We start from the raw sequence: 23,390 nt of genomic DNA, 5'->3' as shown, positions 1-23,390 counted from the left end.
GCTGATCTCCGAGATCACCTCTCCAGCAGCAGGTCCGCCGTCCGGGGGCTCAGCACCGAGTCGAGGACGACGCACGCCGCACCGACGGCGCCGACATCATCGCCGACGACGGTGCCGACGACCGGGATCGCTCGGACCGCTCGCGTCGCACTGAGCCGATCGAGCCGACCCGGGATCTCCTTCAGGTAGACGTCGGCCAGTCTGGACCAGAAGGGCCCGCCGAACACGACGCGATCCACATCGAGCATGTTCGTCAGCACGGCCGTGAGCACGGCCATGTGCTCTGCCGCTTCTCGCAGTACGCGCGCGGCCGGTTCGTCGCCCTCGGTGGCGCGCTCGCACAGCCGGGTGAAGCGCGCCTCGACGGCCTCGGCATCGCTGACCTCGCGGTCGTCCGGGAAGACTCCGGCCCGCTCCGCCTGTTCGACGATCGCCTGCGGCGTGCAGACGACCTCGACGCAGCCGCGCGAGCCGCAGGTGCACGCAGGACCGTCGGGATCCACCACGATGTGCCCGACCTCGCCGAGATTCCGGGTGCTGCCGTGCACGGCTTCGCCGTCCCTGGCGAGGGCTGCACCGATGCCCGTGCCGAGATAGATGAAGACGAAGGAGTCGTCGGACGGCTCGAGATGGGTCCAGAGCTCTCCGACGGCCGCCGAGGTCGTGTCCTTCTCGAGCGTGACAGCGAATCCCGTCGCTTCGGCGAGCGCTGCACGCAGCGGCACCCGATGCCACCCGAGCAGCTTCGGCGGATCGATGACGGTGCCCTTGTCCGCGTCGAGCGGCCCCGGGGCGGCCACGCCGACCCCCGCGATCCGGCTCCGATCCACGCCGGCGGCTGCGATCAGCGCATCGATGGTCCTGCCCATCGCCTCGACGATGCGGCGCGGATCCTTCGTCGGGGTGCGCACGGTCGTGCGACGGACGACCGTCCCGGAAAGATCGAGGAGCACGAAGGTCATCACGGCGGGGTCCAGGTGAACGCCGATCGAGAAGCGGCTCTCCGAGACGAGGCGCAGCGTCACCCGAGGCTTTCCCGGACCGTTGATCGTCCGCCCCGCCTCGCGGATGAGCCCATCGTCGAGGAGTCTGCGCGTGATGTTGGTCACCGTCTGCGCGGACAGGCCCGTCGCATCGACGAGCTCGATGCGACTGAGCCCTTCTCCCGACCGCCGGATGGCCTCGAGGGTGACGGACTGATTGAAGTCGCCCATCCGCGGGAGATTGGTACCGCGACGCATTCCCATGGTCCTAATACTCCCTCATCGCCCCCGGATCCGTGTCCCCCAAAATACCTACAGACAGGATGCGATGGAGCGGTCAGAATAAGGGAGACGCTTCGCGTTCGGCTGGTCTCTCTGTCCAGGGTAGACAGACGCTGATCGGCCACCAGCGGACGGTTTTCGGGTAACTGTCCGCTAGGCGAGGGGTAGGCGGCTTCGCCGCCACCCCTCGCCCACTCTCACCGTCAGCTTCCGCCGGGCTCCCGCGGGATCTCGTGCCAGAGCTCGACCGAGTCGTCATCGCCCGACGCACGCGAGCCGGCGCGGCCGACGACGGTCACCGCCACCTCCGGATCCTTCGCCGATCGGATGATGAGGCGACCGGTCTCTGCGCTGGTCAGGGTGACGGCCAGCTCATCGCGGATCTCCACCCGGCGCTCCTCGCCCACGCCGTCGAGGCCGCCTTCGTCGAACACGGTGACGATGACTCCGCGACGCCGAGCCGCCTCGATCGCATCCCGCACAGCGTCGTTGAGCAGGTCGGCGCCCCGCAGCTCGTCGCGAAGCCGCCCCTCGGCGAGCCGCGCCTCCAGCCGCTCCTCTTCGTCGAGCACGCCGCGCGAGGCGACGACACGGCTCAATACGGGGCCGGCCACCGCCAGGGCGAACTGGGTGCGCAGCCTCCGCTCGCGCTGGCGAACCAGTTGCGTGGCATGCCAGGCGGAGACGGCCTGCTGGATCTCCGCCAGCCGCTCGGTGTCTCGTACCGCCCGGTCCCAGAACATCACGAGCAGCTGCGCGATGACGACCCACATGATGGACCCGACGAGGCCGAGGTTCAGGGCGACCACGACGCCGAGGTAGGCCGCGGCCGTCGCCGCGAGCAGAGCCAGGGTCAGCCAGCCGATCACCGGTCGACGGCGCACCACGCAGACGACCGCGAGCAGCCCCAGACCGCCGATGTACCAGGTGGCGAACGGCTCCGTGCGGTGGGCCGGATCGAGGGAGAGTGTCACCAGTACGGGGATCAGGGCGCTCGTCACGAGGGCGAGCAGCGCCGTCCACATCGGCATCCGCAGCGAGGCGGAATCGCCCAGTATGGCCACGTTGATCACCACGAGATACAGCCCGATGGCGAGCACCATCATCAGCGGAGCGGTCGGCTGCTCGATCCACCACACCCCGCGCGCGGCGAAGTACATGGCGAAGCCCACGGCGAGGGAGGTCGCGACGCTGCGCACCGTGCGGTTCATCAGCGGGACCACCCCAGCGTGACCGTCGTGCCGCTCTCGTCGGAGTCGATCCTGGCCGTGCCGGCGACACCGGCCATGCGCGCGAAGATGGAGGCGCGGATGCCGAGGCGGTCCGCGCCTATCGTCTGAACGTCGAAACCGGGGCCGGAGTCGGAGATCGTCACGCGGAGCCCCTCGTCGCCGTGCCCCTCGACGACGATGTGCAGCCCCCGCCCGTGCGCATGCGCCACCGCGTTGCCGATCGCCTGCCGTGCGGCGAGCACCAGCGCGCGGGCCGCGCGTCCCGGGATGAGACCGAGCCCGCCGCGCTCCTCGACGATGGCGTCGGCTCCGACCTCGGAGAGCGACCGACGCAGTTCGGCGACGATCTGCGTCGTGCCGACCGGCTCATCGCTGCCTTCCTGGGCCACCGGCGCCTCGGTGTTGGCGAGACGGGTGAGGGCCTCCCGAGCCATCGCCACGGCGAGCTCCCGTGCCCGATCGCCCTCGGCGCGCTCCCCCGCGATCAACGCCGCCAATACGCTGTCGTGCATCAGAGCCGACATCGCCACCCGCTCCTCCTCGGCGGCGGCCGCCGCCGCGGCCGCAGCGTAGGAGGAGACGGCCTGGCCTCTGGCCTCGTCGACTCCGGCGGCCACCGAACGGAACATCCACCCGAGCGACACGATGACGACACCGAGGATGAGCGTGAAGGAAACGTCGAAGGCCGTCGTCACCCAGAACTCCCGCGAGAACTCGCCCTGGACGAGGCGCACGTACCCGTAGACGAACGGCATCCCGAACGCCCAGGCGAACTGGATCCGCACCGGGAAGGCGAGCATCGCCGCGACCACGCCCACGTTCACGAGGAAGAAGATCCACGGCTGCGCATCGGCGCCGTCGGCGGCGGGATCGACCACGATCGGCCAGGCGGCGAGCGCGAGCACGTAGGCGACGGCGAACACGCCGCAGGTGACGCGGACGCCTCGTCCGATCAGACAGGCGAGCAGCATGGCCGCGAGCGGCGCGAACACGACGACGAGGGTCGCGATGTGCGGGACATCTCCCCCGGACATCGTCCCGACGGCCGCGATCAGTGCCTGCGCGCCGAGCGCGGCGGAGCCGATCGCCACCACGATCGCGAGGATCCGCTCCATGCGCTTCCCCGTGAAGCGCTCGAACTCCGTCTCCGCGGCACCGGGAGAGGGGATCTTGCTCCAGGCGTCGCGGATGCTGAGCGGGTCAGCGGGCACTCGCCGCCCCGTCGGTCGCCACGATGCCGTCCTCCATGGCCCTGCGGAGGAGATCGACCTTGGTGGGAGCGGGGCGCCCGACCTCGACGTACTTGACCCGGATCCGGGTGATGTTCTCCTTCGCCGTGGAATAGGCGACGCCCAGCCGCTCGGCCGCTGCCTTCAGCGGCAGCCCTGTGGCGTAGAGCCTGAGCACCTCGCGCTCGCGCGTCGAGAGCTGCGCATCGGCGAACTCACGGTCTCCGTCGACGGCACTCGCCCATTCGACGTTGTTCAGAGCCTCGCCCTGCGCGACGGTGCGGATCGCGTCGAGCACGTCATCGAGCGCGGAGGACTTGCTCACCACTCCGGCCGCTCCCGCAGAGAGCGCCTCGCGCACGGCGGCCGGACGATCGGCGACGCTGTGGATCACGACGCAGGCGCCGTCGCTCACAAGGGACCTGACGTTCTCGGTCACCGTCGTTCCGTCGCCCAGAGTGAGGTCGAGCACGACGACATCAGCGGGTGCGGCGCCGCTCGTGGACCGCCACTCGAGGTAGGAGTTGACGGTGCTGCCGGAGAAGACGACGGACTGCGCGTCGCGCGCGCAGGCGGCCTCGAGACCGAGGCGAACGGACTCGTGATCGTCGATGAGTGCGACCGTGCTCATCCGCCCAGCCTAGTGAGTCCGTCGCGGTGCGAGGTCCCGCCGCCTAGCGGGTGAGCAGTGCGACGACCTCGAAGTGGTGCGAGTGCGGGAAGAGATCGAACCCGCGGAGCGTCGTGACGTTCCAGCCGAGACCGCGGAAGGTCCCGAGGTCTCGGGCGAGCGCGACCGGGTCGCAGGCGACGTAGGCGATCGCTGCGGGAGAAAGAGCGTGCACGCCCTCGACGACCGCTCGCCCGGCACCAGCACGCGGCGGATCCAGGATCACGGCACCCGTGCGACCACTGCTCTTGACACCCGAGAGGAACCGGTCCACACGCGCCGTCACAGCAGAGACGTCGAGCGGGGCGAGGTTCGCGGCCGCGTGCTCGGTGGCCCGCGCGCTCGACTCGACCGTGACGATGTCGGTGCCGCCGAGGTCGGCGAGGGTCGCGGCGAAGAGTCCGACGCCCCCGTACAGGTCGTAGTGCGTCCTGTCGTCGTCCACATGCCCGTCGAGGATGCCGTAGACCGCGGCATCCAGCACGGATGCCGCCCGCGAGTGGACCTGCCAGAACCCCGTGGAGTCGACCTGGAAGCGCCGATCGCCGACGACCTCGTGGATCACCTCGGGGGTCGGACGACGCCGGAACCCGCGCGCGACACGGGCGGGGCGCTCGGTCTCCTCCCGCCGGATGATGCGCACCCGGCCATCGGCCGGCTCGACGAGTTCGATGCGTCCGGGTGCCTCGCCGCGCAGCGCGAGAGCGGCCTCAGCGATGGCCGGACGCGAGAGCGGGTACGAGGTGACGGGGATGACGCGGTGGCTGCGCGCCGCGAACGGCCCCACCTCGCCGGCATCGTCGACGTGCACGGTGACGCGCGTGCGCCACGCGGTGCCGTCTCCGGATTCGACGGCCTCGATCTCGGGGGCGACGAGGCCAGGGCCCGCGAAGCGGTCGAGCGCTTCGGTCAGGACCTGACGTTTGAGCACCCGCTGATGCTGGAGGGCGATGTGACCGAGATCCGCTCCTCCCGGACGCTCTGCGGGATCGCGGGACAGGTCGGCCTCGGGCCAGATGTGCGGTCGGCGATGCTCCGAGGCGTCGAGCACCTCGAGGGTCTCGGCTCGCCAGAAGCTGCGCGTCGAGGCATCCGCGCCCTCACCGGGCGGGATCACCCTGGCGCGGACCCGCTCACCGGGGATCGCGTCCGACACGAACACCACGCGCCCTTCGTGGCGGGCGATGAAGGTGCCCCCGTGGGCGATGCCGGTGATGTCGAGCTCGAGCACGTCGGCTGGGGAAGAAGTCATCCTTCGAGGATACGGTGGTGCACATGCGCGTCTGCCTGGCCTCCACCTCTCCCGCCCGTCTGATGCTGCTGCGGCAGGCCGGCATCGAGCCGCTCACGATGTCGCCCGACGTCGACGAGGACGCGGTCGCCGCCCGCATCGCCGCGGAACGGGGCGTCGAGCTGTCCCCCGAGGAGCTCGTGCTCGTGCTCGCCCGCGCGAAAGCCGCCGACGTGGCGCACCGCCTCGCCGGTCAGGGCGATTTCGACGGCCTGGTGATCGGTGGAGACTCCATGTTCGCGCTCGGCGGCCGCGTCTACGGCAAGCCCTACACCCCGGAGGAGGCGACGCGCCGCTGGCACGAGATGCGCGGCGCCACCGGCATCCTGCACTCGGGGCATTCGGTGTTCCGGGTCGCCCCCGGCATCGATCCCGTGGAGGCGACCGCGGTGGCCGCGGCATCCGTCTCGTTCGCCGACGACATCGACGATGCGGAGATCGCCGCGTATGTCGCATCCGAAGAGCCGCTGCTCGTGGCCGGCGCCTTCACCGTCGACAGCCTCGGCGGGGCCTTCATCACCCGGGTCGACGGCGATCCCTCCACCGTCGTGGGCATGTCCCTCTCGACCGTCCGCCGCCTGGCCGCCGAACTCGGTGTCCGGTGGACCGACCTCTGGTCGTAGACTCCCGTCGACGTTTCGCCCGCTTTCTTGTGGACGGTCGTCAAAGAGAACGACGGGCTTCTCGCTAGGCTGGCAACCATGCCTGCTATCGCCAAGGTGCTCATCGCCAACCGCGGCGAGATCGCCGTCCGCATCATCCGAGCCGCTCGGGACTCCGGGATCCTCTCGGTCGCCGTCTACGCCGACCAGGATCGTGATGCTCTGCACGCGCGCCTGGCCGACGAGGCCTTCGCCCTCGGCGGCTCGACGAGCGCCGAGACCTACCTGCAGATCGAGAAAATCCTCTCTGTGGCCCGCCGCGCGGGTGCGGATGCCGTGCACCCCGGCTACGGGTTCCTCGCCGAGAACGCCGAGTTCGCCCGCGCCGTCATCGGCGCGGGGATGACCTGGATCGGCCCCTCGCCGGACGCCATCGAGGCGCTCGGCGACAAAGTCACCGCCCGGCACGTCGCCGAGAAGGTCGGCGCACCGCTGGCACCGGGTACGCCAGGGCCGGTCGAGACGGCCGACGAGGTCATCGCCTTCGCGAAGGAGTTCGGACTCCCGATCGCCATCAAGGCCGCCTATGGCGGCGGCGGCCGCGGCCTCAAGGTCGCCCGCGAGCTCGACGAGGTGGCCGAGATGTTCGAGTCCGCCACCCGCGAGGCGGTCGCGGCATTCGGGCGCGGCGAGTGCTTCGTCGAGAAGTACCTCGACAAGCCGCGTCACGTCGAGACCCAGTGCCTGGCGGATGCCGCGGGCAACGTCGTCGTGATCTCCACGCGCGACTGCTCGCTGCAGCGTCGCCACCAGAAGCTGGTCGAAGAGGCGCCGGCGCCGTTCCTCACCACGGAGCAGAACGACCTCCTCTACTCGGCGTCGAAGGCCATCCTCAAGGAGGTCGGCTACGTGGGGGCTGGAACCTGCGAGTTCCTGATCGGTGCCGACGGCACTGTCTCGTTCCTCGAGGTGAACACACGCCTGCAGGTGGAGCATCCGGTCTCCGAGGAGGTCACCGGCATCGACCTCGTGCGCGAGCAGTTCCGCATCGCCGCCGGTGGCACGATCGACTACGACGACCCCACGCCGCAGGGGCACTCCATCGAGTTCCGCATCAACGGCGAGGACCCGGGGCGCGGGTTCCTCCCTCAGCCCGGACCGATCCATGTGTTCAAGACCTTCGGCGGCCCCGGCATCCGTCTCGACTCCGGCGTGACCGCCGGCGACGCGGTGTCCGGTGCCTTCGACTCGCTGCTGGCGAAGATCATCGTGACCGGCAAGGACCGCGCCGAGGCTCTGGAGCGCTCGCGCCGGGCGCTCGACGAGTTCGAGGTCGCGGGGCTCCCCACGGTGCTCCCGTTCCACCGCAAGGTCGTGCGTGATCCGGCCTTCACTGCGGAGAACGGCGAGTTCGGCATCTTCACGCGGTGGATCGAGACCGAGTTCGTCAACGACATCCCCGCGTGGGACGGCGAGCTCGACTCGTCGTCCGAGAGCGGCTCGCGCCACACCGTGGTCGTCGAGGTGGCGGGAAAGCGCCTCGAGGTGAGTCTCCCCGATCGCGTCGCGGTCGCGGCCGGTACCGCCGGCCGACCTGCCGCTGTGCCGCCGTCGCGCCGCAGTCACGCCACCGTCGCCAACGCCGGAGCATCCGGAGACGCGGTGAAGTCCCCCATGCAGGCGACCGTCGTGAAGATCGCCGTGGAAGAGGGCCAGCAGGTCGTCAAGGGCGACCTGGTCGTCGTCCTCGAGGCGATGAAGATGGAGCAGCCGCTGCAGGCCCACAAGGACGGCGTCGTCGGCAACATCAATGCCAGCGCCGGCGCCACCGTCTCGGCCGGGCACCAGCTGCTCACGATCAGCTGACGGACCGATACGAAAGGGCGCCCCACCGAGGTGGGGCGCCCTTTCGCGTGTCTCAGGAGATGTACCCCAGGTGCATGGCGCGGCTGGCGTCGGTGATGCTGCTGGACAGCGACGGGTACGCCGCGAAGACGCGGGAGACCTGGTCCACCGTCAGGCGCCGCTCCACCGCCACGGCGATCGGGTAGATGAGCTCGGACGCCTTCGGCGCCACGATCACACCGCCGATCACCGTGCCGGACCCCTTGCGGGCGATGATCTTCACGAAGCCGTCCTTGATGCCCATCATCTTCGCGCGCGGGTTGGCCGCGAGGGGCAGCTTGTAGACGAGGCCGTCGGCGATGCCGTCTTCGACGTCCTTCTCCGAGTAGCCGACCGTCGCGATCTCGGGTGCGGTGAAGATGTTCGACGTGATCTTGATCAGCTCCAGCGGGATCACGATGTCGCCCAGCGCGTGGAACACCGCGGTGCGGCCCTGCATGGAGGCGACGGAGGCGAGCGGGAAGAAGTTCGTGCAGTCGCCGACCGCGTAGACGTTCGGCACCGACGTGCGGGCGACCTTGTTCACGCGCACGTGCCCTGACTCGTTGAGCTCGACTCCGGCTTCCTCGAGTCCGATGCCTGCAGTGTTGGGGATCGACCCGACCGCCATCAGACAGTGGCTGCCCTCGACCGTGCGGCCGTCCGACAGGGTAACGGTGACGCCGGTCTTCGAGGCCTCGACCTTCTCGGCGCGCGACTTGGAGAGCACCGTCATGCCGCCGCGCGTGAAGACCTTCTCCAGCACGTGCGCCGCATCCTTGTCTTCGCCGGGCAGCACCTGGTCGCGGCTGGAGATGAGCGTGACCTTCGCGCCCAGGTTCATGTACGCGGAGGCGAACTCGGCCCCGGTGACACCCGAACCCACCACGATGAGGTGCTCCGGGAGCGCCTTCATGTCGTACAGCTGTGTCCAGGTGAGGATGCGCTTGCCGTCGGGCTTCGCGGAGTCGAGCTCGCGCGGCGACGCCCCGACGGCCACGATGATGGTGTCGGCCTCCACGCGGTCGAAGTCGGTTCCGTCCTGGCCGGTGGAGACGATGATCGCGGTGGGCCCCTCGAGGCGGCCGTGGCCGGAGAGGATCCGCACGCCCGCGGCGAGCAGCGTGGCGCGCATGTCCTCGGACTGCTGACCCGCGAGCGCGACCAGCCGCTTGTTCACGGCGGCGAGGTTGATGGCGATCTCCGGCTTCAGGGGCTTGCCGTTGTCGCCCTTGGCGTAGAAGTTCACGCCGAGGTCGCTCGCCTCGGAGATCGCCACCGCGGCATCCGCCGTCGCGATCAGGCTCTTCGAGGGCACGACGTCGGTGAGGACGGCGGCCCCTCCGACGCCCACGCGCTCGATGAGCGTCACCTCGGCTCCGAGCTGTGCGGCAGCCAGGGCCGCCTCGTATCCGCCGGGTCCGCCGCCGAGGACGGCGACGCGCTGAGTGCGCTCGAAAGGGGTGGAGGTCATGGAATCCATTCTTCCGCAATCCTGGCCCCCGAGCCTGCACCTTCCTAGAGTGGATCCATGCCTGAAACCCACAGCAACCCCCTCGACGACCCGACCGCGAACCCGTTCGAGGTCGCAGCACAGGCAGCCGCAGACATCGCGCGGCTGACCGGAGTCGAGCACCACGACATCGCCCTCACGCTCGGCAGCGGCTGGGGCAAGGCCGCCGACATCATCGGCGAGACCGTCGCGACCGTTCCCGCCACCGAGGTCACCGGATTCTCGAAGCCCGCCCTGGAGGGCCACGTCGGCACGCTGCGCAGCATCCGGACACCGGGCGGCAAGAACGTGCTCGTGATCGGCGCACGGACGCACTACTACGAGGACCACGGCGTGCGCCGCGTCGTGCACAGCGTCCGCACGGCTGCGGCCACCGGGGCCAAGATCATGGTGCTCACCAACGGCGCCGGCGGCATCCGTGAGACCTGGAAGCCCGGCCAGCCCGTCCTGATCAGCGATCACATCAACCTCACGGCGGACTCACCGCTCGAGGGTGCGACGTTCATCGACCTGACCGACCTGTACGCGAAGCGTCTGCGCGACATCGCCCGGTCGATCGACCCGACGCTCGATGAGGGCATCTACACGCAATTCCGCGGTCCGCACTACGAGACCCCGGCCGAGGTGCAGATGGCCAAGCACATCGGCGGCCACATCGTCGGCATGTCCACCGCTCTCGAGGCCATCGCCGCCCGCGAGGCCGGCATGGAGATCCTCGGGTTCTCGCTCATCACGAACCTCGCCGCCGGCATCCAGCAGACGCCGCTCAGCCACACCGAGGTGATCGAGGCGGGCCGCGAGGCGGAGCCCGTGATCTCGGCACTCCTGGCCAAGGTGGTCGAGGCTCTGTGAACGAGGAGTCCGTGCACGAGGGCCTGCTCGCCACCGCGCGCGCCTGGTTGCGCCAGGATCCCGATCACGAGACCCGCGACGAGCTCGCCGGCCTGATCACGCGCGCCGGCGGCGGAGACGGGGCCGCGATCGCCGACCTCGACGACCGCTTCCGGGCGCGCCTCGCCTTCGGCACCGCCGGGCTGCGCGGCGAGCTCGGCGCCGGAAGCAACCGGATGAACCGGGTGCTTGTCGCCCAGGCTGCGGCGGGCTTCGCGGCCTACCTCCGGGAGAAGTCCCGGGGCGGCGTGCCGACCGTCGTGATCGGCTACGACGGGCGCCGGAACTCGCGCGTGTTCGCGACCGACTCCGCGGAGCTCTTCACCGGAGCGGGCCTCCGCGCGATCCTCCTCCCCCGTCTGCTGCCGACGCCGGTCCTCGCCTTCGCGGTGCGGCACCTGGGTGCGGATGCCGGGGTGATGGTGACCGCCAGCCACAATCCGCCGAACGACAACGGCTACAAGGTGTATCTCGGCGGAGCCGACCAGGGGTCGCAGATCGTCGCACCGGCGGATGCCGAGATCGCCGCGCACATCCAGCGCGTCGCGGATGCCGGAGACGCGGCCGGCCTCCCCCGTTCGACCGTGTACGAGACCGCGGGCGAGGACATCGTCTCGGCGTACGTCGCGGCCACCGCGGACGTCGCCCCCGCGCCTCCCGGAGCCTCCGAGCTGCGCTGGGTCTACACGGCGATGCACGGGGTCGGCTGGGAGACGCTCTCGCGCATCCTGACTGCTGCCGGCTATCCGCAGCCCTCCGTCGTCGATGAGCAGCTGAAGCCCGACGCCACGTTCCGCACCGTCTCGTTCCCGAACCCCGAGGAGCCGGGGGCGATGGATCTCTCCTTCGCCACGGCGCGCCGCGCGAAGGCCGACTTCATCCTCGCCAACGACCCGGATGCCGACCGCCTCGCCCTCGCGATCCCAGACGAGTCCGCCGAGGGCGGCTGGCGCCGTCTGACCGGCAACGAGGTCGGGCTCCTGCTCGGCGCCAGGGCAGCGCGCGCGGCGGCAGGAACTCCCGGAGCATCCCTCGCCTGCTCCCTGGTGTCGTCGCCCGGACTCGGCGCCGTCGCGGCCCACCATGGTCTGGACTTCCACGAGACCCTGACGGGCTTCAAGTGGATCTCGCGCGCCCCCGGCATGGTGTTCGGCTTCGAGGAGGCCCTCGGCTACCTGGTGAACCCCGAGACCGTCCGGGACAAGGACGGCATCTCCGCGGCGATCGCCATCCTCGGCCTCGCTGCCGAGGCGCATGCCCGTGGTGCCACGCTCGCCGACCTGCTGGCCGAGCTCGGCGACACCTACGGCTACTTCGCCAGCGGACAGGTCTCGGTGCGCGTCGACGATCTGGCGGTCATCGGCAACGTCATGCTCGCCCTGCGCACACTGCCGCCGACGCAGATCGGCGGACGCGCGATCGCCTCCGCCGAGGATCTGCTGCGCGCGCAGGAAGGACAACCCTCCGGCGACGTGCTGCGCTACCGCCTCGCCGACGGCTCCCGCGTGATCGTGCGGCCGAGCGGCACCGAACCGAAGCTCAAGGTCTACATCGACGCCCGAGCGGAGTCCGCCGAGGGCGCGCGAACGGCCGTCGCCGAGCTCGAAGCCGGTGTCCGGATGCTGCTGGACGAGCGCTCCTGATCGTGCCGAGCAGAAGAGTGGTCGTCAGCGCGCACAACGGCGTGCACGCCCGTCCTGTGGCCGAGCTGGTGCGCCTCGCGCAGTCGCACGGGGCGCCCATCACGCTGCGCACCGCCGACGGCACCGCCGTCGATCTGAGCAGCGTCCTCGCCGTGATGGATCTCGGGATCGCGTCGGGCGACGCCGTCGTGATCGAGACGAGTCAGTCGGACACCGCGGACCGGGTGCTCGATCAGCTCGCCGAGGTGCTCGACCCGCGCCGCTGACGCCCGAGCTCAGCCGTCGATCACGGCGACGAGCTCATCGAGGAATGCCTCGAACGTGGTGCCGCGGCGGACGATCCGCTGCACGCTCTCCCGTTCGCTGAACACCTCGACGAGCTGTTCGAACACGGTCTGGAACGCCGCGCGGTCGCTCTCGCTGAACGCGGCGAGCGCAACCACCTGTACGCGTCCGTCGCCCCATGCGGCCGACCCCTCGGCGACTCCGATCGCGATGGCCGTGCGGGTCGCGGTCATCTGCAGGGCGTGCGGGACGGCGAGCGCGTCGGTGAAGGCGGTGGAGGACATCCGCTCGCGCACGATGGTGTTCTCGATGTAGTCCTCGCCGATCAGTCCGACTTCGACGAGGAGGCCGCCGAGACGCCGGATGATCGCCTCCTCCCCTTCGTCGGGAAGCGGGTACACGTAGGCGTCGGCGTGGAAGTACCGCGCGAGTTCGCCGCGGAGCCTGGTCAGCCGACGTCCGCGGCGCAGACGGGCAGCCGCCTGCTGGATGCGGTCGACATCGGCATCGGTCAGGAAGGGCTGGATGCGCACGAAGCGGTCCCCCGCGGCACCCGGTTCGATGGTGCTGAGCACGAGGTCGGTGTCGAACGACGCCCAGTCCGGGTCGACGTTCGTGATCACGCTCGTGACCTCGATCGCCGATCCGAGCGATCGGTCGACGCTGGAGCGCAGGAGTTCGTGCAGCTCGTAGTACCCGGGGCAGACGATCGTCGCCGTCAGGATCGACTCCGCCTTCCTGCTGCGTTCGAGGCGACCGCCGACGTGCATGGCGATGTAGGCGATCTCGTCGTCGTGGATCGGCGTGCCCACGCGATCGTGCAATCCGCTCGCGATGGACACCGCGACCTCGAAGATCATCGGATACGTCGTCTTGAGGGATCGGGTGAGCGGGTTCCGGGTGAGCGCGCTCTCCTCGGCTCGCCGCAGCAGGTTCTGCACGTGCAGCGCCAGACGGAGCACGAACGTCTCGTCGACGAGGTCGACCTGGTAGTCCTCGGCCGCTCGGGCGATCTCCGCGCGCACGGCCGCCTCCACCAGAGGGTCGACACCGCTGCGCGCGACCTCGCGCGTGGCGTCTTCGCCGGGGGCGACGATGCGCGTGAGCACCAGCGAGGCCAGGTGTCCGCTGTCGCCCTCCCCCAGCACCACGGCGAAGTGCTCGGACGCCAGGCGCGCGATGACCGCGCCCACCCGGGGGATCTCCTCGCGGGCTCCGGATGCCGGGGACTCGAGCGCATGACCGGCGGCGACCCGCTCTGCCGCGATGGCGATGTGCAGCAGCACGTCGGCGATCGCCAGTTCGTTCACGTAGTAGCCGAGCTCGCCCAGCTCACGCACGAGAGCGGTCTTGAATGGTCCGACCGCATGCGAGGCGACGGCGCTGCCGGAGAGGGCACGGCGGAACGTCTCGGGGTGGAACGAGGCATCGTCCATCTCGTCGTGCGCGAGCCGCGAGAGGAGACGCCGCTGCGCAGCCTCGTTCCCGCGCAGCCGCACGGTCTCGCGGTCCCGCTCCAGGGTGAGGTCGGTGCCGTCGAGCAGTCCGCGCACTCGGACGAGATCCGCTTCGAGCGTCGCCTCGCTGACGTGCAGCTCGTCGGCGGTGTCGTAGACGTCGATCCCGGCCGGCACGTCGAGCAGGGTGCGCACGAGGCCGTGCAGCCGATCCCGCGGTGCGGACTCGCCGGTCTGCCGGAGTCGCTTCGCACCGCGAGCGCCGGGACCTGCGCGATATCCGGCCGGTCCCGATTCGACGACGCCGGCCCCCGCCGTGCGGGCGTTCAGCGCGGCGACATACGAGCGGATGCTGCGCGGCGTGACGCCGAGCAGGTCGGCCAGGCTGCCGGCCGTGGCCCAGCCCTCTTGACGCAGCAGGACGGAGAGGAGCTGGTCCTGACGCTGGCGCGACATGATCCCTCCGACTTCCCCCGTGCGACTGCACTGTCCTGGCGTGATCTCCATGATGTCAGCAAGCGGACGTGCATGGGCGGAAGCCGCTGTTCCGCGGGGGCGGAAAGGAACCTGTTGGCGCGAGAGGGGCTCCGGTTCACAGACTGTTCTCAGGAAGGTGGCATCGATGAGGATCCTCGTAGTCTGCGGCGCCGGCGCGTCGAGCACGTTCGTCGCACAGCGGCTGCGGCACGCGGCGACGAACGCCGGACTGGAATGGGACGCCTCCGCCGGGATGGAGCACTCCGTCTCCGGCAGCGACCACGACCTGATCCTCGTCGGCCCGCACCTCGCCGACCGGCTCGACGCCATCCGCGGGCACGCACATGCGCCCGTCGTCGTCCTCCCGGACGATGTGTTCGCCGACCGCGACGGGTCCTCCACCCTCGCCCTCGTGCGCTCCGTCCTCTCCGACCTCAGGAACACCCCGAAGGGAACCCCATGACCGCCACTCGCACCGTCCGCATCGGCTCATCGCACGGCCTGCACGCCCGCCCCGCGAAGCTCTTCGCACAGGCGGCGAAGGAATCCGGCATCCCGGTCACGATCGCGAAGGACTCCGGCAAGCCGGTGAATGCGGCCAGCATCCTGGGCGTCATCGCCCTCGCCGTCGAGCACGGCGACTACGTCACGCTCACCGCGGAGGGCGACGGTGCGGAGGGCGTACTGGACACGCTCACCGAACTGCTGACGACCGACCACGACCAGGACGCCGCCGGATGAGCGAGCTCCGCGGAGTGGGGATCGGTCTCGGCGTCACCCAGGGGCCGGTCGTCCGGATGGCGGAGCCCGTGCCCGCACCGGAGAACACCCCGAGCTCGCTGGGCGCGGAGGCCGAGCGCCAGCGCTCCCGCGAGGCGGTCGAGACCGTCGCCCGCGAGCTGAACGAGCGCGGCGCGAAGGCCGGAGGGTCGGCGCAGGACGTGCTCGAGGCCCAGGCGATGATCGCCGAGGACCCGACCCTGCAGGACGAGGTGGACTCGCGGATCGATGCCGGAGCCACCGCCGAATGGGCCGTGCACGATGCCTTCGCGGGCTTCCGCGCCACCCTCGAGGCGGTGGGCGGATACCTCGGCGAGCGCGCCGCCGACCTCGACGACATCGCTCAGCGGGTGCTCGCGCGTCTGCGGGGAGCGGATGCTCCGGGTGTTCCGGATCCCGGTCACCCCTTCGTCCTCGTCGCCCGCGACCTCGCCCCCGCCGACACGGCGCTGCTCGACCTCGACCAGGTGCTCGCGCTGATCACCTCGGACGGCGGGCCGACCTCGCACACCGCCATCCTCGCCCGCGAGAAGGGCATCGTCGCGATCGTCGGGGTCGCCGATGCAGCGGCACTCACCACCGGGCAGACGGTGATCGTCGATGCCGCCGCCGGTGTCGTCACGACCGACCCGACGACCGAGGAGAAGGACCGCGCCGCACAGCGCGCGGCCGCCCGCGCCGCCTCGGAGACGGCTCCCCTGACACCCGGCGCCCTCGCCGACGGCACGCTGGTCGCACTGCTGGCGAACCTGGGGAAACCCGCGGACGCAGGCGATGCGGTCGCTCGGGGGGCCGAGGGCGTCGGGCTGTTCCGTACGGAGTTCCTGTTCCTCTCCTCCGCCCAGGCGCCGACGGTGAGCCAGCAGAGCGAGTCGTACCGAGAGCTCCTGGCGGCGTTCCCCGGCAAGAAGGTCGTCGTGCGAATGCTGGATGCCGGCGCCGACAAGCCCCTGGCGTTCCTCAACGACGCGCACGAGGAGAACCCCGCACTCGGACTCCGCGGCATCCGGGCGCTGCGCGCCAGCGAAGACATCCTCCGCGAGCAGCTCACCGCCCTCGCCGAGGCGGATGCCGAGACGGATGCCGACCTCTGGGTCATGGCGCCGATGGTGGCGACCGTCGAGGAGACGGTGTACTTCACCACTCTCGCGCGCGACTACGGGCTGAAGACCGCCGGGGTCATGGTCGAGGTGCCGTCGAGCGCACTGCTCGCCGACCGCGTGCTCGCGCACGCCGATTTCGCCTCGATCGGCACCAACGACCTCACGCAGTACACGATGGCCGCCGATCGGATGCTCGGCTCGGTGGCCGCCCTCCAGGACCCGTGGCATCCGGCGGTCCTCCGCCTGGTGCGCGAGGTCGGCGACGCCGGCGCCCGCCTGGGCAAGCCGGTCGGCATCTGCGGCGAGGCGGCGGCCGATCCGCTGCTCGCCGTCGTCCTCGTCGGCCTCGGCGCGACGAGCCTCTCCATGGCGCCGTCCGCCCTCGCGGACGTGCGCCACGCCCTCTCCGAACGCACCCTCGACGAGGCCCGCAACCTCGCCGGAATCGCACTGGCGGCCGATGACGCCGTCGGTGCTCGCCACGCCGTGGCGGAAGCCACAGCATCCCTCCCCTCGCACAAGAAAGAGACGACATCATGACGACGACGTCACCAGCCGCCCAGAAGACGGGCGGCCTCCGAACAGGCGTGCAGCGCTTCGGCACGTTCCTGTCCGGAATGATCATGCCCAACATCCCTGCACTGATCGCCTGGGGCATCATCACCGCGTTCTTCATCCCGGTGGGCTGGACGCCGAACGAGCAGCTCGCCACCCTCGTCGGTCCGATCATCCACTACCTGCTGCCGATCATCATCGCCTACACCGGCGGCACGATCGTCTACAAGACCCGCGGCGGTGTGGTCGCCGCCGTCGCCGTGATGGGAGCCATCGCGGGGTCTGATTACCTCATCGCGCAGGTGAACGCCACGCTTCCCGCCGACAACCAGCTCAACCAGATCCACATGTTCATCGGCGCGATGATCATGGGACCGCTCGCGGCGTACTCGATGAAGTGGCTGGACTCGCTGTGGGACGGCAAGATCAGGGCGGGCTTCGAGATGCTCGTGAACATGTTCTCCGCGGGTATCTGGAGCTTCGTCATGGTCGTGGTCGGCTTCTACCCGGTCGCATGGCTCGTCAACGGTTTGATGAACGTCCTGTCCACCGCCGTGAACTGGCTCATCGAGACGAACCTGCTTCCCCTGACCAGCATCCTCATCGAGCCTGCGAAGGTGTTCTTCCTCAACAACGCGATCAACCACGGTGTCCTCACACCGCTGGGCACGCAGCAGGCGGCGGAGAGCGGCAAGTCGATCCTGTTCCTGCTCGAGGCGAACCCCGGCCCCGGCCTCGGTCTGCTCCTCGCGTTCACGATCTTCGGCATCGGTGCGGCGCGCGCGTCGGCACCCGGCGCGGCGGTCATCCAGTTCGTCGGCGGCATCCACGAGGTGTACTTCCCGTTCGCGCTGATGAAGCCCGTGCTGATCGTCGCTCTGATCGCCGGCGGCATGACCGGTGTCACCACGAACATGCTCTTCGGGACCGGCCTGATCGCACCGGCCGCACCGGGCAGCATCATCGCCGTGCTCGGGCAGACCTTCCGCACCGATTATCTCGGAGTCGTCCTGTCCGTGATCCTCTCGGCGGCGGTCACCTTCATCATCTCGATGATCATCCTGCGCGCGAGCCGCAAGAAGGATCTGGCGAAGGAGGATGCCTTTGCGGCAGCGGTCGCTCAGACCGAAGCGAACAAGGGCAAGTCGTCCGACGCGCTGAGCGGTCTGGCAGCGAAGGCGGCAGCAGGTGCCGCAGCCGGTGGGGTCGCCACCGACCGCCGCATCTCGAACGTCGTGTTCGCGTGCGACGCCGGCATGGGCTCGTCCGCCATGGGCGCGAGCGTCCTGCGCAACAAGTTCAAGAAGGCGGGCGTCGAGGGCGTCACGGTCACCAACCAGGCGATCGCGAACCTCGACGGCACGGCCGACCTCGTGATCACGCAGCAGCAGCTGACCGATCGTGCGAAGGACAAGTCGCCGAACTCGCTGCACGTGTCCGTCGACAACTTCATGAACGCACCGCAGTATGAAGAGGTCGTCGAGATGGTGCGCGAGCAGCGCGAATCCGACTCGTGACCTTCACTCGCGCGTGACAGATCAGGCGGGGCGGGTGCCACGGCATCCGCCCCGCCTCACCATCCAGAAAGGAAACACCATGAGCGTTCTCACCCTCGACCAGGTCCGCATCCACTCCGGCAGCAGCACTCAGGACGCCGCGCTCCAGGAGGCGACCGACATCCTGGTCGCCGCGGGAGCCGTCACCCCGGCCTACGTCGACGCGATGCGTCAGCGGGAGGAGACCGTCTCGACCTTCATGGGCAACGGCCTCGCCATCCCGCACGGCACGAACGAGACCAAGGATGCGATCCTCGGATCCGCGCTGTCGGTCGTCCGCTACGACGGCGGCGTGGACTGGGCCGGCGAGCAGGCCACGTTCGTGATCGGCATCGCCGGTCGCGGCGACGAGCACCTGGAGATCCTGTCGCAGATCGCGATCCTGTTCTCGGATGACGACGACGTGGCGAAGCTCAACGCCGCTCAGACGCCCGACGAGCTGTTCGCGCTGCTCTCCGCCGTCAACGAGTGATGGGCGGGGAGCGAGCCATGAAGGCCGTCCACTTCGGTGCCGGGAACATCGGGCGCGGCTTCGTCGGCCTGCTGCTGCACGAGGGCGGGTACGAGGTCGTCTTCTCCGACGTCGCCGATGCCCTCGTGGACGCGATCAACGCCGTCGACGAGTACACGGTGCACGAAGCGGGTCCCGGCGGGGTGGATCACGTCGTCACCGGATTCCGCGCGGTCAACAGTCGCACCGACCCAGACGCGCTCACCCGGGAGATCGCGACGGCCGATGTCGTGACGACCGCCGTCGGACCGACCGTGCTGCGCTTCGTCGCTCCGGCGATCGTCGCCGGACTCGCTGCTCGCGCGGACGACGCCGCTCCCCTGCAGGTGATGGCCTGCGAGAACGCCATCGGCGCGACGGATCTGCTCCGCGCCGAGATCGAGACGGCGGCGGGGACGGATGCCGGCGAGCTGCTCTCTCGCGCGGTCTTCGCGAACACGGCCGTCGACCGGATCGTGCCCGCCCAGCCTTCGGGCGGCGGCGTGGACGTCACAGTGGAGCCGTACTTCGAGTGGGCGATCGAGTCCGGGCCCTTCGGCGGGAGTCTTCCGACGATTCCGGGAGCGCACTTCGTCGACGAGCTCGCCCCCTTCATCGAGCGGAAGCTCTTCACGGTGAACACGGGGCACGCGGCCACGGCGTACTTCGGCGCGCGCGCCGGGGTCGAGCGCATCTCGGACGCCCTGGCGGACCCCGACATCGCGGCGCGCGTGTCGGCGGCACTGGAGGAGACCTCGGCCGTGCTGGTCGCAGAGCACGGGCTGGACCCCGCCGAGCTCGCGACCTACCGCGCGACCATCCTCGACCGTTTCCGAAACCCCGCCCTGATCGACACCGTGCAGCGCGTCGGGCGGCAGCCGCTGCGCAAGATCTCGCGGCACGAGCGGTTCATCGGGCCGGCCGCCATGGCCGCCGAACGCGGTCTGTCGTCGGATGCCCTGGTCGCCGCCGTCGCCGCGGCACTGGAGTTCGACGACACCGACGACGAGCAGTCGGTCGAGCTGCAGCGCCTGTTGCGCGCCGAGGACGCCGACTCGTTCACGGCGCTCACGACGGGCCTCGACCCGGAGCATCCGCTCTTCGCCGCCGTGCGCGACGCCGTCGCCGCACGACAGCACAGCCTGCCGGAGAACTGAGGCCGAACCGCACGAGGAACGCCCCCGTCCACCGGTTACGATCGGTGGGCGGGGGCTTTTCGAGCAGAGAATTTCAGCACAGCGACGTGCAGGGAGCAGCATGAACAGATACGCCGTGATCGGCGCTGGTCCATCGGGGCTGGCCACGGCTCGGGCCCTGCAAAAGCGCGGCATCGTGGTGGACGGCTACGACTCCTCGCACGGCGTCGGCGGCCTCTGGGACATCACCAATCCCCGCAGCACGATGTACGAGTCCGCGCATCTGATCTCGTCGCGCACGACCACCGAGTTCACCGAGTTCCCGATGCGGTCGCGGGCCGACTACCCCGGTCATCGCGTTCTGCGCGAGTACTTCCAGGACTACGCCGACCACTTCGGGCTCACCGAGCTCTTCCGCTTCGACACGAGGGTCACGCGCCTCGAACCGCGGGACGGCGGGTGGGACCTCACCAGCGAAGGTCCCGAGGGCGAGCAGACGCTCTGGTACGCCGGGGTGGTGCTCGCGAACGGGACCCTCGCGGAGCCGAACATCCCCTCGTTCTCGGGCGAGTTCTCCGGCGAGCTGCTGCACACCAGCGCATACAAGTCGCCCTCGCAGCTCGCCGGGAAGCGGGTGCTGCTGATCGGTGCCGGCAACTCCGGCTGCGACATCGCCGTGGATGCCGTGCACCACGCGACATCCGTCGACATGAGCGTTCGGCGCGGCTACTACTTCGTCCCCCGCTACCTCTTCGGCAGGCCGAGCGACACCCTCAACCAGGGGCGGCCGCTGCCGGCACGCATCAAGCAGGCGGTCGACAGCAGGGTGCTGCGGGCCTTCACGGGCGACCCGGTGCGATTCGGCTTCCCGAAGCCCGACTACCGCATCTACGAGTCGCATCCGATCGTGAACACCATGGTCCTGAACCATCTCGGTCAGGGCGACCTGCGCATCCGCGCCGACGTGCAGGGCTTCGACGGCCGAACCGTGCACTTCCGCGACGGCAGCGCCGACGAGTACGACCTGGTGCTGCTCGCGACCGGCTACACGCTGGACTACCCGTTCGTCGACCGCGAACATCTGCATTGGCGGGGCGCCGCGCCGCGGCTCTTCCTCAACCTGTTCCCGGCGTCCTTCAACGGACTGTTCGTGATGGGCATGATCGAGGCCTCCGGGATCGGCTGGCAGGGCAGATACGAGCAGGCGGACCTCCTCGCGACCTACCTCGACGCGGTCGAGCGCGATGCGCCGCGCGCCGCCCGATTCCGCGAGAGGGTCGCGGGCTCCCCCTGGCCGGACCTCACCGGCGGATACCACTATCTCGGCCTCGACCGGATGGCGTACTACGTCAACAAGGACGCCTATCGAGGCGCGGTGAGGCACGAGAAGAAGGCCCTGGAGGTCACGGCGTGAACGTCGACGACGTGGTCCTCTCGTTCACACCCGGAACCCTCACAACCCTCAACGTGGTGCTCGGTCTCATCATGTTCGGCATCGCCCTGGACACCGCGCCGAGCGACTTCCGGGTGGTGGCGAAGCATCCGAAGCCCTTCGTGATCGCGATCCTCGCGCAGCTGCTCCTGCTCCCGATCGCGACGTTCCTGCTGACGCTCGTGCTGCCCGTCCCCCCGTCGATGGCGCTGGGGATGCTGCTGGTGGCCTGCTGTCCGCCCGGGAACATCTCGCAGGTGCTCACCCATCGGTCGGGCGGCAACGTCGCGCTCTCGGTGTCGCTCACCGCGGTCGGCAACCTCGTCTACATCGTCGCGATGCCGCTCAGCATCACGTTCTGGGGCTCTCTGCATCCGACCGCCCGCACGCTTCTCCGGGAGGTCGCGCTCGATCCGTGGCGGATGCTGCTGGAGATCGTGCTGATCGTCGGGCTCCCATTCGCGCTGGGCCTGCTGCTGCGGGCGAAGCTGCCGCGGCTCTCCGCCCGGGTGCAGCCGTTCGTGAAGTGGTTCAGCCTCATCGCGCTGCTGGGCTTCATCGTCGCGGCGCTGGTGGGTAACTGGGCGGTGTTCGTACAGGTGCTCGGGGTGATCCTGCTCGTCGTCGCCGTGCACGACGCGGTGGCACTCGCCCTGGGCTACGGCACCGCCGTCGTCGGCGGCCTCGGCACCCGGGAGCGCAAGGCGATGACCTTCGAGGTCGGCATCCGCAACGCCGGGCTCGGTCTCGGCCTGGTCTTCCTGTTCTTCGACGGGCTCGGCGGGATGGCCATCGTCGCCGGGTGGTGGGGCATCTGGGACATCATCGCGGGCCTGGTGCTCGCGGGGCTCTGGGCCCGGCACACCCGTCGGCGCACCAGCTCCGCTTCGGGCGACGCGAGCGGGCGCACCGTCAGCGGCGCCGTCTCATGACCCGGGTCCTGATCACGGGGGGCGCGGGCTTCCTGGGGTCGCACGTCGCCCGCGCCGTGGCCGCGCGTGCGGATGTGGAGCTCGTCGTGTCGGCGGACCTGCGCATCGGGCCGCCGCGCCCGGGGATCACCGACGCGGTACTCGACGTGACGGAGGGGTCCGCCATCGCACCGCTGCTGCGGGAACACCGCATCGACACGGTGGTGCACCTCGCCGCCATCGTGAATCCGGGACGCGACGTCGACCTCGAATACCGCGTCGATGTCACGGGATCCGCGAACGTGATCACCGCGTGCATCGAGGCGGGTGTGCGACGGATCGTCGTCTCCAGTTCCGGTGCCGCCTACGGCTACCACCCCGACAACCCGGAGTGGATCGACGAAGACCAGCCGCTCCGCGGCAACGACGACTTCGCCTACTCGCGCCACAAGCGACTCGTCGAGGAGATGTTGGCCGAGCACAGCCGGACGCACCCCGAACTCGAACAGGTCGTCTTCCGGATCGGCACGATCCTCGGCCCCGAGGTGCGAAACCAGATCACCGCGCTGTGGGATGGCCGGCGCATCCTCCGCATCGCAGGCTCCGACTCCCCCTTCGTCTTCGTCTCGGTCGACGACGTCGCGGCCGCCATGGTGCGCGCGGCGACCGACGGCCCCGCCGGCATCTTCAACGTCGCCGGCGACGGGCGGATGACCGTGCCCGAGATCGCGCGTCGGCTCGGCAAGCGGCAGCTCGTGATCCCGGCCGGAGTGCTGGCCACCGTCCTGCGCATCGGACGGATGCTGCGCCTCACCGAGCACGGCCCGGAGAAGGTGCCGTTCCTGCGCTACCGCCCTGTCCTGGCGAATCTGCGGCTGAAGGAGCAGTTCGGATACACCCCCGGACGGTCCTCGCGCGAGGCGTTCGAGGACTACCTCGCGACGCACCCGTCCGTCGTGCACGGCAGGCGGCGCCGCTCCTGACCCGG

General features: G+C 70.0%; 21 protein-coding genes. 14 read left to right on the top strand and 7 right to left on the bottom strand.

From position 1 onward, the window contains the following. Positions 1-14 precede the first annotated feature (14 nt). The 5 genes from QFZ21_RS19955 to QFZ21_RS19935 form a co-directional block, all read right to left on the bottom strand. Positions 15-1,214 carry an ROK family transcriptional regulator gene (locus tag QFZ21_RS19955; protein WP_307381374.1) on the bottom strand — a complete coding sequence of 400 codons (1,200 nt, stop codon included), beginning with the start codon at positions 1,212-1,214 and terminating at the stop codon, positions 15-17. 254 nt (positions 1,215-1,468) lie between these two features. Further along, entirely contained in the window at positions 1,469-2,476 is a 1,008-nt protein-coding gene (locus QFZ21_RS19950) for a hypothetical protein (RefSeq protein ID WP_307380993.1), read from the bottom strand. Beyond that, a complete protein-coding gene (locus tag QFZ21_RS19945; protein ID WP_307380991.1) occupies positions 2,476-3,708 on the bottom strand; it encodes an ATP-binding protein in 1,233 nt (410 codons plus the stop codon). Before QFZ21_RS19945 ends, QFZ21_RS19950 begins: the two co-directional genes overlap by 1 nt. Next, positions 3,698-4,357: a response regulator transcription factor gene (locus tag QFZ21_RS19940; protein ID WP_307380989.1), complete on the bottom strand. Its 660-nt coding sequence runs from the start codon at positions 4,355-4,357 to the stop codon at positions 3,698-3,700. Before QFZ21_RS19940 ends, QFZ21_RS19945 begins: the two co-directional genes overlap by 11 nt. A 43-nt stretch (positions 4,358-4,400) precedes the next feature. Next, positions 4,401-5,648: a class I SAM-dependent RNA methyltransferase gene (locus tag QFZ21_RS19935; protein ID WP_307380987.1), complete on the bottom strand. Its 1,248-nt coding sequence runs from the start codon at positions 5,646-5,648 to the stop codon at positions 4,401-4,403. Between the two features lie 23 nt (positions 5,649-5,671). Between QFZ21_RS19935 and QFZ21_RS19930 the strand changes: the two genes are divergently transcribed. Together QFZ21_RS19930 and QFZ21_RS19925 are read left to right on the top strand one after the other, a co-directional pair. Then, complete coding sequence (locus tag QFZ21_RS19930; protein ID WP_307381371.1) at positions 5,672-6,310, top strand: nucleoside triphosphate pyrophosphatase; 639 nt, start codon at positions 5,672-5,674, stop codon at positions 6,308-6,310. A gap of 78 nt (positions 6,311-6,388) precedes the next feature. Beyond that, positions 6,389-8,155 (top strand): biotin carboxylase N-terminal domain-containing protein, encoded by a 1,767-nt coding sequence (locus QFZ21_RS19925; RefSeq protein ID WP_307380985.1) that lies wholly within the window; start codon positions 6,389-6,391, stop codon positions 8,153-8,155. 52 nt (positions 8,156-8,207) lie between these two features. Here QFZ21_RS19925 and QFZ21_RS19920 read toward each other — a convergent pair whose 3' ends face one another. After that, positions 8,208-9,656: an NAD(P)H-quinone dehydrogenase gene (locus QFZ21_RS19920; protein WP_307380982.1), complete on the bottom strand. Its 1,449-nt coding sequence runs from the start codon at positions 9,654-9,656 to the stop codon at positions 8,208-8,210. A 48-nt stretch (positions 9,657-9,704) separates the two neighbouring features. On the opposite strand from QFZ21_RS19920, the gene QFZ21_RS19915 reads away from it, so the two are divergent. From QFZ21_RS19915 to QFZ21_RS19905, 3 genes are read left to right on the top strand one after another with little or no spacing between them, the layout of a single operon-like run. Continuing rightward, positions 9,705-10,538, top strand: coding sequence for a purine-nucleoside phosphorylase (locus QFZ21_RS19915; RefSeq protein ID WP_307380981.1), 834 nt, complete (start codon positions 9,705-9,707; stop codon positions 10,536-10,538). A gap of 11 nt (positions 10,539-10,549) precedes the next feature. Further along, complete coding sequence (locus tag QFZ21_RS19910) at positions 10,550-12,220, top strand: phospho-sugar mutase (protein WP_307381369.1); 1,671 nt, start codon at positions 10,550-10,552, stop codon at positions 12,218-12,220. Positions 12,221-12,222: 2 nt separating this feature from the next. Next, complete coding sequence (locus QFZ21_RS19905; protein WP_307380979.1) at positions 12,223-12,486, top strand: HPr family phosphocarrier protein; 264 nt, start codon at positions 12,223-12,225, stop codon at positions 12,484-12,486. Positions 12,487-12,495: 9 nt separating this feature from the next. Here QFZ21_RS19905 and QFZ21_RS19900 read toward each other — a convergent pair whose 3' ends face one another. After that, positions 12,496-14,418 (bottom strand): PRD domain-containing protein, encoded by a 1,923-nt coding sequence (locus tag QFZ21_RS19900; protein ID WP_307380976.1) that lies wholly within the window; start codon positions 14,416-14,418, stop codon positions 12,496-12,498. 166 nt (positions 14,419-14,584) lie between these two features. Here QFZ21_RS19900 and QFZ21_RS19895 point away from each other — a divergent pair, with 166 nt between their 5' ends. From QFZ21_RS19895 to QFZ21_RS19855, 9 genes are all read left to right on the top strand, one after another. Continuing rightward, entirely contained in the window at positions 14,585-14,902 is a 318-nt protein-coding gene (locus QFZ21_RS19895) for a PTS sugar transporter subunit IIB (RefSeq protein ID WP_307380973.1), read from the top strand. Further along, positions 14,899-15,180 (top strand): HPr family phosphocarrier protein, encoded by a 282-nt coding sequence (locus QFZ21_RS19890; protein WP_307380972.1) that lies wholly within the window; start codon positions 14,899-14,901, stop codon positions 15,178-15,180. The genes QFZ21_RS19895 and QFZ21_RS19890 overlap by 4 nt, the downstream gene beginning before the upstream one ends. After that, positions 15,177-16,862, top strand: coding sequence for a phosphoenolpyruvate--protein phosphotransferase (ptsP, locus tag QFZ21_RS19885; RefSeq protein WP_307380971.1), 1,686 nt, complete (start codon positions 15,177-15,179; stop codon positions 16,860-16,862). The genes QFZ21_RS19890 and ptsP overlap by 4 nt, the downstream gene beginning before the upstream one ends. Further along, on the top strand, positions 16,859-18,394 hold the full coding sequence (locus QFZ21_RS19880) for a PTS mannitol transporter subunit IICB (RefSeq protein WP_307380970.1): 1,536 nt from the start codon (positions 16,859-16,861) through the stop codon (positions 18,392-18,394). The genes ptsP and QFZ21_RS19880 overlap by 4 nt, the downstream gene beginning before the upstream one ends. Before the next feature lie 79 nt (positions 18,395-18,473). Further along, on the top strand, positions 18,474-18,905 hold the full coding sequence (locus QFZ21_RS19875) for a PTS sugar transporter subunit IIA (protein WP_307380968.1): 432 nt from the start codon (positions 18,474-18,476) through the stop codon (positions 18,903-18,905). A gap of 17 nt (positions 18,906-18,922) precedes the next feature. After that, positions 18,923-20,080, top strand: coding sequence for a mannitol-1-phosphate 5-dehydrogenase (locus QFZ21_RS19870; protein ID WP_307380967.1), 1,158 nt, complete (start codon positions 18,923-18,925; stop codon positions 20,078-20,080). 100 nt (positions 20,081-20,180) lie between these two features. Then, positions 20,181-21,473, top strand: coding sequence for an NAD(P)/FAD-dependent oxidoreductase (locus QFZ21_RS19865; protein ID WP_307380964.1), 1,293 nt, complete (start codon positions 20,181-20,183; stop codon positions 21,471-21,473). Then, on the top strand, positions 21,470-22,423 hold the full coding sequence (locus QFZ21_RS19860; protein ID WP_307380962.1) for a bile acid:sodium symporter family protein: 954 nt from the start codon (positions 21,470-21,472) through the stop codon (positions 22,421-22,423). The genes QFZ21_RS19865 and QFZ21_RS19860 overlap by 4 nt, the downstream gene beginning before the upstream one ends. Next, positions 22,420-23,385 carry an SDR family oxidoreductase gene (locus QFZ21_RS19855; protein WP_307380960.1) on the top strand — a complete coding sequence of 322 codons (966 nt, stop codon included), beginning with the start codon at positions 22,420-22,422 and terminating at the stop codon, positions 23,383-23,385. Before QFZ21_RS19860 ends, QFZ21_RS19855 begins: the two co-directional genes overlap by 4 nt. Positions 23,386-23,390 lie beyond the last annotated feature (5 nt).

Source organism: Microbacterium sp. W4I20 (genome assembly GCF_030816505.1).
Lineage (GTDB): Bacteria > Actinomycetota > Actinomycetes > Actinomycetales > Microbacteriaceae > Microbacterium.
Note: the sequence above shows the minus strand (reverse complement) of the source record. Positions and strands in the feature narration are given on the sequence as shown.